This window comes from Pseudomonas syringae, from assembly GCF_002157375.1.
GTDB lineage: Bacteria > Pseudomonadota > Gammaproteobacteria > Pseudomonadales > Pseudomonadaceae > Aquipseudomonas > Aquipseudomonas syringae_T.
On sequence record NZ_MTSA01000014.1, the window covers coordinates 161,766 to 173,965 of the forward strand.

The window sequence follows — 12,200 nt, forward strand, 5'->3', positions numbered from 1 at the left end:
GAAGTAAAGATGGAATTCGCTTTCTATTTCGCATCCGGAATCGCTGTTGTGTCCACCCTGCGGGTGATCACCAACACGAATCCGGTGCATGCCCTGCTCTACCTGATCATTTCGCTGATCGCCGTCGCGATGACTTTTTTCAGCCTTGGCGCGCCGTTTGCCGGGGTGCTGGAAGTCATCGCCTATGCGGGCGCGATCATGGTGCTGTTTGTGTTTGTGGTGATGATGCTGAACCTCGGCCCGGCCTCGGTTCAGCAAGAACGTGCCTGGCTCAAACCTGGCATCTGGGCAGGCCCTGTGATTCTCGGCACCCTGTTGCTGGCGGAGCTGCTGTACGTACTGTTCGCCAACCCGACCGGCGCTGCCATCGGTCACACCACGGTCGACGCCAAGGCGGTCGGCATCAGCCTGTTCGGGCCTTATCTGCTGGTGGTGGAACTCGCCTCGATGCTGCTGCTTGCTGCAGCCATCACGGCGTTCCATCTGGGCCGCAACGAGGCCAAGGAGCCAAGCCAATGAATGCTATCCCTCTTGAACACGGTCTGGCGGTCGCCGGGGTCCTGTTCTGCCTGGGTCTGGTCGGCCTGATGGTGCGCCGCAACATTCTCTTCGTGTTGATGAGCCTGGAAATCATGATGAACGCGTCTGCTCTGGCGTTCGTAGTTGCCGGCAGTCGCTGGGCGCAACCGGACGGACAGGTCATGTTCATCCTGGTGATCAGCCTTGCGGCAGCCGAGGCCAGTATTGGCCTGGCGATCCTGATGCAGTTGTATCGCCGCTTCCACACTCTCGATATCGATGCTGCCAGCGAGATGCGCGGATGAACCTTCTCTTTCTGACTTTCGTATTTCCCCTCATCGGTTTTCTGCTGCTGTCGTTCTCACGTGGACGTATCTCGGAAAACCTCGCGGCGCTGATCGGCGTTGGCTCCATTGGCCTGTCGGCCATCGTCACAGCCTGGATCATCTGGCAGTTCAACGTCGCACCGCCAGAAGGTGGCCATTACACCCAGGTGCTGTGGCGCTGGATGGACGTCGATGGCTTCCAGCCCAACTTCGCACTGTATCTGGACGGCCTGTCCGTCACGATGCTGGGCGTGGTGGTAGGCGTCGGCTTCCTGATCCACCTGTTCGCCTCCTGGTACATGCGTGGTGAAGCAGGTTATTCACGCTTCTTCTCCTACACCAACCTGTTCATTGCCAGCATGCTGTTCCTGATTCTGGGCGACAACCTGCTGTTCATCTACTTCGGTTGGGAAGGTGTAGGCCTGTGCAGCTACCTGTTGATCGGTTTCTACTACAGTAACCGCAACAACGGCAACGCGGCGCTCAAGGCTTTTATCGTCACCCGTATCGGCGACGTGTTCATGGCCATCGGCATGTTCATCCTGTTCCAGCAATTGGGTACGCTCAATGTGCAGGAACTGCTGATCAAGGCACCGGAGCACTTCAAGGTCGGCGATTTCTGGATCGTTCTGGCGACGCTGATGCTGCTGGGCGGCGCTGTCGGTAAATCCGCACAGCTGCCATTGCAAACCTGGCTGGCAGACGCAATGGCCGGCCCTACTCCGGTTTCGGCATTGATTCACGCTGCCACGATGGTCACGGCAGGTGTCTACCTGATCGCGCGGACTCACGGCCTGTTCGCACTGGCACCCGACATCCTGCACCTGGTTGGTCTGGTCGGCGGCGTTACGCTGGTGCTGGCAGGTTTTGCAGCACTTGTGCAGACCGACATCAAACGTATCCTCGCCTACTCGACCATGAGCCAGATCGGCTACATGTTCCTGGCGCTGGGCGTTGGCGCATGGGAAGGTGCGATCTTCCACCTCATGACCCACGCCTTCTTCAAGGCGCTGCTGTTCCTTGCTTCCGGTGCGGTCATCGTGGCCTGTCACCATGAGCAGAACATCTTCAAGATGGGCGGCCTGTGGAAGAAATTGCCACTGGCCTATGCCAGCTTCATCGTGGGCGGTGCGGCACTCTCCGCCTTGCCATTACTGACTGCCGGTTTCTACTCCAAGGACGAAATCCTCTGGGAAGCGTTTGCCAGCGGTAACAACGGCTTGCTGTACGCCGGGCTGGTCGGCGCGTTCATGACCTCGCTGTACACCTTCCGCCTGATCTTCATCGCGTTTCATGGTGAAGCCAAGACCGAAGCGCACGCAGGTCATGGCATTGCTCACTGGCTGCCACTGTCGGTGCTGATCGTACTGTCGACGTTCATCGGCGCAATGATCACCCCGCCCTTGGCCGGTGTTCTGCCGCAGAGCGTGGGCCACGCCGGTGGCGAAGCGAAGCACAGCCTGGAAATCGCCTCGGGCGCCATTGCCCTGGCCGGTATCCTCTTGGCTGCGTTGCTGTTCCTGGGCAAGCGTCGTCTGGCAACGGCTATCGCCAACAGCGGCCCGGGTCGTTTCCTTTCAGCCTGGTGGTTCGCTGCCTGGGGCTTCGACTGGATCTACGACAAGCTGTTCGTCAAACCTTATCTGGCGATCAGTCATGTGCTGCGTAGCGATCCGTTCGACCGCACCATCGGCTTGATCCCACGTCTGGTCAAAGGCGGTCATGACACCATGAGCCGCACCGAGACCGGCCAGTTGCGTTGGTATGCTGCCTCGATTGCCGTGGGTGCCGTTCTGGTACTCGGTGCCGTCGTTCTGGTTGCGGTCTGACATGAACCTTGCGAATTTGCGAAAGGAATTGAGCCCGTCATGATTCTGCCTTGGCTAATCCTGATCCCCTTTATCGGCGGCCTGCTGTGCTGGCTGGGTGAGCGCTTCGGCTCTACCCTGCCGCGCTGGATCGCGCTGCTGACAATGACCCTTGAACTGGTTCTCGGCCTCTGGCTGTGGGCGACCGGCAACTTCGGCTACGCGCCGATGCCCGGAGCCGATCCGACCTGGACCCTGGAATTCCACCACCCGTGGATCACCCGCTTCGGCATTGATGTGCATCTCGCACTCGATGGCCTGTCGCTGTTGATGATCCTGCTGACCGGCCTGCTCGGCGTGCTGTCGGTGCTGTGCTCGTGGAAGGAAATCCAGCGCAAGGTGGGTTTCTTCCACCTTAACCTGATGTGGATTCTGGGTGGCGTCGTCGGCGTGTTCCTGGCCATCGACATGTTCATGTTCTTCTTCTTCTGGGAAATGATGCTGGTGCCGATGTATTTCCTCATCGCGCTCTGGGGTCATAGCTCTTCGGACGGCAAGAAGACGCGTATCTACGCGGCGACCAAGTTCTTCATCTTCACTCAGGCCAGCGGTCTGATCATGCTGGTGGCGATTCTGGGTCTGGTGCTGGTTCACTTCAACCAGACCGGCGTAATCACCTTCGCCTACGCAGACCTGCTGAAGACCAAACTGGCGCCAGGCACTGAATACATCCTGATGCTGGGCTTCTTCATCGCGTTCGCCGTGAAGCTGCCAGTGGTGCCACTGCACTCCTGGCTGCCTGACGCGCACGCCCAGGCGCCGACTGCCGGCTCTGTCGACCTGGCCGGTATCCTGTTGAAAACCGCAGCTTATGGCCTGTTGCGCTTTGCCCTGCCTTTGTTCCCCAACGCCTCGGCGGAATTCGCGCCGATTGCGATGGCGCTGGGTCTGGTCGGTATCTTCTACGGTGCGTTCCTGGCCTTCGCCCAGACCGATATCAAGCGTCTGATCGCGTTCTCCAGCGTTTCGCATATGGGTTTTGTACTGATCGGTATCTACTCGGGCAGCCAGCAAGCTCTTCAGGGTGTACTGATTCAGATGATCGCCCACGGCCTGTCGGCTGCGGCACTGTTCATCCTCAGCGGTCAGCTGTACGAACGCCTGCACACCCGTGACATGCGCGAGATGGGCGGCCTGTGGTCACGCATCGCCTACATCCCGGCCATCAGCCTGTTCTTTGCAGCCGCCTCTCTGGGTCTGCCGGGCACTGGCAACTTCGTGGGTGAGTTCCTGATTCTGCTGGGCAGTTTCGCCAGTTCACCGTGGATCACGGCGATTGCGACTTCCGGCCTGGTATTCGGTTCTGTCTACTCGCTGATCATGATCCACCGCGCCTACTTCGGCCCGTCGAAGTCCGACGAGGTTCTGAAGGGCATGGACGGGCGGGAAATGATCATGGTGCTGGGCCTTGCCGTGTTGCTGATCGTGCTCGGGGTTTTCCCGCAGCCGTTCCTCGACACATCGGCAGCGACCATGCACGGCGTGCAGCAATGGCTAGGCACTGCCTTCACTCAACTCGCTTCGGCCCGGTAAGAGCGCTATGGACCTGACGATTCAACACTTTATTGCGCTTGCGCCACTGCTGATCACCAGCCTCACCGTTGTTGTGGTGATGCTGGCGATTGCATGGCGCCGCAATCACTCGCAAACGTTCCTGCTTTCGGTAGCAGGCCTCAACCTGGCACTGCTCTCGATCTATCCGGCACTCAAGGTTGCACCGCTGGTGGTGACACCGCTGCTGCACATCGACAACTTCGCCTGTCTGTACATGGCAATCATCCTCGCCTCTACTCTGGCGTGCGTGACGATGGCACATGCTTATCTGGGCGACGGCAAAGCCGGTTACCCCGGCAACCGCGAAGAGCTGTACCTGCTGATTCTGCTGGCCGCTGCCGGTGGTCTGGTACTGGTTAGCGCTCAGCACCTGGCGGGCCTGTTTATTGGGCTCGAACTGTTGTCGGTGCCCGTTTATGGTCTGGTGGCCTACGCCTTCTTCAACAAGCGTTCGCTGGAAGGCGGCATCAAGTACATGGTGCTGTCGGCAGCCGGTTCGGCCTTTCTGCTGTTCGGCATGGCGCTGTTGTACGCAGAAGCGGGTTCACTGAGCTTCGACGGTATCGGCAAGGCCATTGCAGCCACCGGTATGCCTAGCCCGATTGCCAGCCTGGGTCTGGGCATGATGGTCGTGGGGCTTGCCTTCAAGCTGTCGCTGGTGCCGTTCCACTTGTGGACCCCAGACGTGTACGAAGGCGCTCCTGCTCCTGTCGCAGCGTTCCTGGCCACGGCGAGCAAAGTTGCAGTGTTTGCGGTGCTGGTTCGCCTGTTCCAGATTTCCCCCGCCGCAAGCAGCGGCGTGCTGCATGACGTACTGGCAGTGATCGCCGTAGCATCGATTCTGGTCGGTAACCTGCTGGCCCTGACTCAGACCAACCTCAAGCGTCTGCTGGGCTACTCGTCCATCGCGCACTTTGGTTACCTGATGATTGCGCTGGTGGCCAGCAAAGGTATGGCGGTCGAGGCCATTGGCGTCTATCTGGCGACCTATGTCCTGACCTCGCTGGGCAGTTTCGGTGTGATCACCATGATGTCCTCGCCTTACAGCGGTCGTGATGCCGATGCAATGTTCGAGTACCGTGGCCTGTTCTGGCGTCGCCCGTACCTGACCGCCGTCATGACCCTGATGATGCTGTCGCTGGCCGGTATTCCGCTCACCGCAGGCTTCATCGGCAAGTTCTACATCATTGCCACCGGCGTCGAGTCGCAATTGTGGTGGCTGATCGGCGCACTGGTGATTGGCAGTGCCATCGGCGTTTTCTACTACCTGCGTGTCATGGTCACCATGTACCTGGTGGACAACAAACTGCCGCGCCATGACGCAGCAATCAACTGGGCGCAGCGCACAGGCGGCGTGATGCTGCTAGCGGTCGCAATCCTGACCTTCGCGCTTGGTGTGTACCCACAACCGCTGCTGGATCTGGTGGTCAATGCAGGTCTGCACGTAGCAGGCTGATCACCCGGAAACAAAAAAACCCTGCTATCGAGCAGGGTTTTTTTTGCCTCAGGGAAAACTAGCCCGGCAGCCTCACCGGCTTCTTGGCACCGCTGAACAATCCCCAGCTGGAGATGAACAGCGCAGCAATCAGCGGCCCGATCACAAAGCCGTTCAGACCGAAAACCGACATGCCGCCCAAGGTGGAAATAAGGATCAGGTAATCCGGCATCTTGGTGTCCTTGCCGACCAGAATCGGACGCAACACGTTGTCCACCAGCCCGATGACGAAGACCCCGAACAACATAAGCACAACACCCTGCCAAATCATGCCGCTAAGCAAGAAGTAGACCGCAACAGGCGCCCAGACAATCCCCGCGCCGACTGCCGGGAGCAGCGACAGGAAGGCCATGATCACCGCCCAGAGCAAGGCACTTGGAATATCGAGCGCCCAGAAAATGAAGCCGCCCAACGCACCTTGCGTCACGGCGACCACCACGTTGCCCTTGACTGTGGCCCGCACCACACGAGTGAATTTGAGCTGCAGACGACGCTTCTGCTGTTCCGCAAGCGGAAAGGCAGTGCGTATTTTGCGCACCAGTTCCTGCCCGTCGCGCAGGAAGAAGTACAACAGATAAAGCATGATGAAGACGCTCACCACGAAATCGAACGTACCCTGCCCGAAGCTGAAGGCCTGCGTTGCCAGGTACTGGCTGCCTTGCATCGCACCCTTGGTGATTTTATCGCGCAACCCTTCAAGGTCACCCATGCCCAGACGGTCGAGCAAGGCCTGAATCGAGTGTGGCAGCAGGTCCTTGAACTCAGCCAGATAACCCGCGATATCCAGTTGGCCGGTTTCGACGTTCTTGTACAGCGTGGTGCCTTCCTGAACCAGCAAGGCACTGATGACGATCACGGGCAGAATCGCGATGACCAGACAGATCGTCAGGGTACACAGGGAAGTGAGGTTACGTGACCAGTTGAACTTGATCTGCAGCCTGCGCTGCACGGGTGCAAAGATGATCCCGAGAATGACCGCCCAGAATACTGCGCCATAGAACGGCAACAGAATCCATATGAAAGCAATGGTCACCAGCACCAATAGCAGAATGAGGGTTTTGTATTGCAACGTGGTTTCGTTCATGTCCTGTCCATGTCAGTAGACCGTGCATCCGCGCCCGGTCTGGAGCTTAGTCAGCACATCAACGTACGAGTGCCATCTGATGACAGCAATATGATCACCGCTGACGAACGCACAACAGCAAGGGTCGACAGCGCCTTGAAACGCGTTCAGATCCACGTCAGACGCGGAACTGACCTACCAGTTTGTCGAGGCTGGTACCCAGCTCGGCGAGACTGCGCGACGTCTGGGCACTCTGCCGGGTTTCGTCCGCTACGCTTTCAACTGCACCGGCGATCTGGTGAACACTGCGATTGATCTCTTCGGCAACCGCCGTCTGCTCTTCGGCCGCGCTGGCGATTTGTGCGTTCATGGCATTGATGGTTGCAATCAACTCACCGATGGTTACCAGCGACAGACCCGCTTCATTGGCTTGCGTTGACGTCCCGTCGCCGGCTTCACTGGAACGCCGCATGGCCGTGACGGCCTCCTGCGTACCCTGCTGCAAGCGGTCGATCATGCCTTGAATTTCCTGGGTGCTCTGCTGGGTGCGGCTGGCCAGTGCCCGGACTTCGTCGGCAACCACCGCAAACCCGCGTCCTGCTTCCCCTGCCCTCGCGGCCTCGATAGCGGCGTTGAGTGCGAGCAAGTTGGTCTGTTCGGCAATCGAGCGAATGACACCCAGCACGCTGACGATGGAAGACACATCTTTCTGCAGCACATCCAGTGAAGAACCGCTTTTGCGAATGTCCTCTACCAGCGCATGAATCTGCTTGATGCTGCCGTCGACCACGCGCTTGGCGGCACGTCCCTGCTCGTCAGTCTGCTGTGCTGCCACGGAGGCTCCTTGCGCACTCTTCGCGACTTCCTGGGCGGCAGCGGACATCTGATTGATCGCAGTGGCCACCTGATCGGTCTCGTGGCGCTGGCGGTCCATTGCGGTTTCCGAGCGTTGCGCCTGGGACGAGACCTCTCCGACCAAGCCATTGAGCTGTCTGGTCATTTCACTGATCTGGCGAACCATGCCGTGAATCTTGTCGACAAACCGGTTGAACGAGCCCGCGAGCTCTCCGAGTTCATCATTGCTGGTGATGGCGAGACGCCGGGTCAGATCGCCTTCACCCGCAGCAATGTCATCGAGGTTGTTTTTCATCAGGGCCAGTGGACGCAGCAAGGTGCCTGCCATCACTATCCCGACGATGCTGATGACCACCAGCACCAGAACGGTAATCCCCAGAATGCTGTAGAGCATTTCCTGCAAGCGTGCTTCGACGTTCTGCCTGACTACCGCCACCTGTGCGTCGATACCGTCTAGATTGACGGCAGAACCGATGACCAGGTCCCATTTGGGCAGGTAATCCGTGTAGCCAATCTTGGGCACCGGTTCGGTCTTGCCCGGCAGCGCCGAAGAGTACATCACGTAGTGAGTGCCCGCCTTGCCGACCGCGACCAGCTCGCGATTGATGTAAACCCCGTTCGCGTCACGGGCATCATTGAAGCTTTTCCCCAGACCGTCAGGGCTGGTACTGCGAAAGATACGGATGACCTGTGAGTCGTAGCCGAAGATATAACCGTCTTTGCCGTAGCTGACGGCCGACAACAACTTGATGGCATTGGCACGTGCCGTCTCATCGCCGGGTGCTGCCGCATCATAGAGCGGTTTGATCGCGGTCATGGCAATCGCCACGTAGTTCTGCAGCGTGGCCTTGGCCTCGGACAACAGACGCTCTCGCGTGTCACTGACCTCGCGCTCAGCCTGCTTGTGCAGCATGAACACCGTCGTAGCACTGATCACCAGCGCAAATATCAGGACCGGCAATACTGCCAACGACAAAACCTTGGCTTTCAGACTGAGACGCATAGGATTATGCCTTATGGTTATTTTTATAAGTCGGAGGTGCCCATCAGGCTATCGGCATCCTCCGTCCGACATTAAGGCTAGTCCTGATTTTTCGTAAGAAAACTCCGTTTAGTTCGAACTGACAACTTATGGCGCCGTACGCTCAGGCAAGTCGATACGTACGCGAAGCCCGCTGGAAGGGCTTTCCAGAAGTTGCAACTGACCGCCCCATGCTTCAACGATGTCGCGCACGATGCCCAGACCCAGTCCGTGGCCGGTAATCTGCTCGTCCAGACGAGCGCCACGGCTGAAGACTTCTGCACGCTGAGATTCGGGAATGCCAGGCCCATCGTCGTCCACCAACAGGCAGAACCCTTGATCCTGGCGCACAATGCTCAGACGCACTTCGCTGTCAGCCCACTTGCAGGCGTTGTCCAGTAGATTGCCCAGCAGCTCAAGGATATCTTCCCGGTCCCAAGGCAGGTACATGCCAGGCTCGACGTCGTTGAGTAGCTGAAGGTGAGCGCCGTGGATCATGCCCAGCGTGGAAAACAGCCCGGGCAGTTCCGCATCACAATCAAAACGAGCGCCCGGCAGCGCGTCACCGGAAAGACGTGCCCGATTGAGCTCTCTCTCAAGACGCAGACGGATGTTTTCCAGTTGCTCCTGCAGTGTTTTGCGCAAGGCAGGATTGGCGTCCAGCTGTCCGCTGAGCGCCAGGCTGAGCAGGACAGCAAGCGGAGTTTTCAACGCATGCCCCAGGTTACCCAACGCGTTGCGTGAACGTTTCAGGCTGTCTTCGGTGTGCGCAAGCAGATGGTTGATCTGGGCCACCAGCGGTTCGAGCTCAAGGGGGACTTGATTATCCAGCTGCGAGCGTTGGCCCTGCTGGAGCTGGGATATCTGTTCACGAACGGTTTCCAGTGGACGAAGTGCCCTTCGCACTGTGATGCGTTGCAGCACCAGCACCAGCACCAACGCGGCGAACCCCAGCCCGAGGCCTATCTGCTGCATGAGACGAAAGCTTGCCCTGACCGGGGTGTAGTCCTGCGCGACGGTGATGGAAATCTGTTGACCGAACTTGCGGTATTCGCTGGTCAGCATCAACAGTGACTGCCCTGTTTGGCCCAGCTCGAGGTTGGCGTGCAAACCTACACCGGGCTGAGGCAGCTCGAAGTCCCATAGAGATCGGGAACGCCAGTGGCCCTGCGGCAGGTCCATACGAAAATAGTGACCGGACAACGGACGCTGATAAGCTCCCGACAAGCGATGATCGTCCAGTTGCAGCCCGGCAGGACCACGCACCAGCGCCACCAGAAGGTTCTCGCTTTCATTGCGCAGACCTGATTCGAGATAGCGCTGCAGACCCACTTCAAACAGCCAGAGACTGGTCTGTGCCATCACCAGACCGACCACCACCATCACGGCGATCAAGCCCAGGCTCAAACGCCGCTGTATGGACTTCAACCTCCGGCTCCGCCGTAAAGATAGCCTTGCCCGCGACGGGTCTCGACGACCGCGCGGCCCAGCTTGCGCCTCAGGTGATTGACGTGAACCTCGATGACATTGGAGTCGCGCTCGTTTTCGCCGTCATACAGGTGCTCGGACAGATGGCTTTTGGAAAGAATCTGCCCGGGGTGCAGCATGAAATAGCGTAGAAGACGAAACTCTGCGGAGGTAAGCTGAATATCAACGCCATCGCGGCTGACACATTGCCGCCCCTCGTCCAGATTGAGACCTGCGGACTCCAGCGTTGGCTGGTTGGCCAACCCGTGCGAGCGTCGCAGAAGTGCCTGAATACGCAGTTGCAGTTCTTCAGGATGAAAAGGCTTGGTCAGGTAATCGTCGGCACCGGCCTTCAGCCCTTCAATTCGCTCGGACCATGATCCCCGCGCCGTCAGGATCAATACAGGTGTTGCCAGACCTTTCCCACGCCATTGCTGGAGAACTTCAAGCCCGGACATACCGGGCAGCCCCAGGTCCAGAACAATCAGATCGTATGGCTCACTCGCCCCCTGATAGACCGCATCACGCCCGTCGGCCAGCCAGTCGACGGCATAGCCCTGGCGCCCCAACGCAGCGAGTAGCTCATCGGCGAGGGGAACATGATCTTCAACCAGTAACAGGCGCATCAGTCATCATCCTCGTCTTTCAATAATCGGCTGTCCCGGGCATCAAACTTGAGCTCTCGTACAACGCCCTGCGGCGTCAGCAGCTCGAATTCATAAACGTACATATTGTTTTTCTCTTCGAGCTCGGCTTCCAGCAGACGGGCGCCCGGATGGAGACCCAACGCCCGCTCGATGAACTGCTCAAGAGGCAGAATCACACCGCGCTGCCGCAAGCTGAGCGCTTCGTCCTGATTCAAATCTCTGGCGTACGCGAAGGAGCAGATCAGGCTCAAACCCAGGATGGCACAGAGATGCTTGTCGACATTCATTAGTTATCCTGATGATTCCTGTAGACCTGGCCTGTGGCGGCGTCTATTTCGAGATACCACTCAATATCCTGCGCATCACGCAGCTCGACATTGTAAACGTACCTGCCGTAGATGTTCTTGAGCTGTGTGCCGATAATGCTGGCACCGGGATGTTTGCTCAACGCCTTGGCATCAAGCCTCTCGCTTGACTGGAGGGTGCCGGCATCACTGAGACGCAGTACCTCCTCGGGATCAATGCCCCGCGCCTGAATGACAGTAGAGGTGAGAACAAGCGTAAGGGCCGCCAGCAAGGCCGTCAGCGTTTTCATTATCAAAGGGATCCATAGCCGTCGATGCTTTTATGGTATTCACCTTAACCGGTGCAACTTAACTCAAGCTGAAGGGTTCTGGCCGAGTGCCATCAGCCTTTTGAAGAAATCGTCATCTGCCGACCGCATGGCGTTTCATACCATTGCTGTTAAACTCGCCGACTGCATTTATCGCGTAGGCGATCGCCATTTTTCGGGACCAATACACAGTGGAAATCTTCAAAGAGTTTACGTTTGAGTCGGCACACCTCCTCCCCAACGTTCCAGAGGGGCACAAGTGCGGGCGCCTGCACGGGCATTCATTTCGTGTCGGCATTCACCTGGCCGGCAAGGTAGACCCTCATACAGGCTGGATCCGGGATTTTTCCGAAATCAAGGCCATTTTCAAACCGCTTTACGAGCGGCTTGATCATCACTACCTGAATGACATTCCAGGCCTTGAGAATCCAACCAGCGAGAACCTTGCAAAGTGGATCTGGGACGAGTTGAAACCGCTACTGCCTGAGCTGTCGGCGATTCGGATTCATGAGACCTGCACCAGCGGATGTGAATATCGCGGAGACTGACCTTTCCGGCTTAAGAAAAACCACCTTAAGGGTGGTTTTTTTATGCCTGTGTGTACGCCCTGGCAGCAAGCTGGCCGGCATGGGGGTGTTCAACTGAAATGTGTTTCAAAGCGGGATGGCGGACGCCACAAAAACAAAAACCCTCAACGCATAAGCGATGAGGGTTTTTGGAATTTAATCTTGACGATGACCTACTCTCACATGGGGAAACCCCACACTACCAT

At 58.1% G+C, this 12,200-nt stretch carries 12 protein-coding genes and 1 pseudogene; 6 read left to right on the forward strand and 7 right to left on the reverse strand.

Features of this window, described 5'->3' with window-relative positions; all coding sequences use genetic code 11:
* Nucleotides 1-9 precede the first annotated feature (9 nt).
* The 5 genes from nuoJ to nuoN are packed head-to-tail and all read left to right on the forward strand — an operon-like array spanning nucleotide 10 to nucleotide 5,723.
* Nucleotides 10-519 carry an NADH-quinone oxidoreductase subunit J gene (gene nuoJ / locus BW686_RS18845; protein ID WP_084919024.1) on the forward strand — a complete coding sequence of 170 codons (510 nt, stop codon included), beginning with the start codon at nucleotides 10-12 and terminating at the stop codon, nucleotides 517-519.
* Complete coding sequence (gene nuoK, locus BW686_RS18850) at nucleotides 516-824, forward strand: NADH-quinone oxidoreductase subunit NuoK (protein WP_002554020.1); 309 nt, start codon at nucleotides 516-518, stop codon at nucleotides 822-824. Before nuoJ ends, nuoK begins: the two co-directional genes overlap by 4 nt.
* Nucleotides 821-2,674: an NADH-quinone oxidoreductase subunit L gene (gene nuoL, locus BW686_RS18855; RefSeq protein ID WP_084919025.1), complete on the forward strand. Its 1,854-nt coding sequence runs from the start codon at nucleotides 821-823 to the stop codon at nucleotides 2,672-2,674. Before nuoK ends, nuoL begins: the two co-directional genes overlap by 4 nt.
* A 39-nt stretch (nucleotides 2,675-2,713) precedes the next feature.
* Nucleotides 2,714-4,246: an NADH-quinone oxidoreductase subunit M gene (gene nuoM / locus BW686_RS18860; RefSeq protein ID WP_084919026.1), complete on the forward strand. Its 1,533-nt coding sequence runs from the start codon at nucleotides 2,714-2,716 to the stop codon at nucleotides 4,244-4,246.
* Nucleotides 4,247-4,253: 7 nt separating this feature from the next.
* On the forward strand, nucleotides 4,254-5,723 hold the full coding sequence (gene nuoN / locus BW686_RS18865) for an NADH-quinone oxidoreductase subunit NuoN (protein WP_084919027.1): 1,470 nt from the start codon (nucleotides 4,254-4,256) through the stop codon (nucleotides 5,721-5,723).
* 58 nt (nucleotides 5,724-5,781) lie between these two features.
* Here nuoN and BW686_RS18870 read toward each other — a convergent pair whose 3' ends face one another.
* The 7 genes and pseudogenes from BW686_RS18870 to BW686_RS18895 form a co-directional block, all read right to left on the reverse strand.
* Complete coding sequence (locus BW686_RS18870; protein ID WP_084919028.1) at nucleotides 5,782-6,846, reverse strand: AI-2E family transporter; 1,065 nt, start codon at nucleotides 6,844-6,846, stop codon at nucleotides 5,782-5,784.
* Nucleotides 6,847-7,003: 157 nt separating this feature from the next.
* Nucleotides 7,004-7,846, reverse strand: a complete 843-nt coding sequence (locus tag BW686_RS27575; protein ID WP_373271038.1) for a methyl-accepting chemotaxis protein — start codon at nucleotides 7,844-7,846, stop codon at nucleotides 7,004-7,006.
* A 15-nt stretch (nucleotides 7,847-7,861) separates the two neighbouring features.
* Nucleotides 7,862-8,683, reverse strand: a pseudogene (locus tag BW686_RS27580) (cache domain-containing protein); the annotation flags it as partial.
* Nucleotides 8,684-8,809: 126 nt separating this feature from the next.
* Nucleotides 8,810-10,129 carry an ATP-binding protein gene (locus BW686_RS18880; RefSeq protein ID WP_084919030.1) on the reverse strand — a complete coding sequence of 440 codons (1,320 nt, stop codon included), beginning with the start codon at nucleotides 10,127-10,129 and terminating at the stop codon, nucleotides 8,810-8,812.
* Complete coding sequence (locus BW686_RS18885) at nucleotides 10,126-10,794, reverse strand: response regulator transcription factor (RefSeq protein WP_084919031.1); 669 nt, start codon at nucleotides 10,792-10,794, stop codon at nucleotides 10,126-10,128. Before BW686_RS18885 ends, BW686_RS18880 begins: the two co-directional genes overlap by 4 nt.
* Nucleotides 10,794-11,102, reverse strand: a complete 309-nt coding sequence (locus BW686_RS18890; protein WP_084919032.1) for a PepSY domain-containing protein — start codon at nucleotides 11,100-11,102, stop codon at nucleotides 10,794-10,796. The genes BW686_RS18885 and BW686_RS18890 overlap by 1 nt, the downstream gene beginning before the upstream one ends.
* A complete protein-coding gene (locus tag BW686_RS18895; protein WP_084919033.1) occupies nucleotides 11,102-11,410 on the reverse strand; it encodes a PepSY domain-containing protein in 309 nt (102 codons plus the stop codon). Before BW686_RS18895 ends, BW686_RS18890 begins: the two co-directional genes overlap by 1 nt.
* A gap of 209 nt (nucleotides 11,411-11,619) precedes the next feature.
* On the opposite strand from BW686_RS18895, the gene queD reads away from it, so the two are divergent.
* On the forward strand, nucleotides 11,620-11,976 hold the full coding sequence (gene queD / locus BW686_RS18900) for a 6-carboxytetrahydropterin synthase QueD (RefSeq protein WP_005886646.1): 357 nt from the start codon (nucleotides 11,620-11,622) through the stop codon (nucleotides 11,974-11,976).
* The last annotated feature ends 224 nt before the right edge of the window (nucleotides 11,977-12,200 follow it).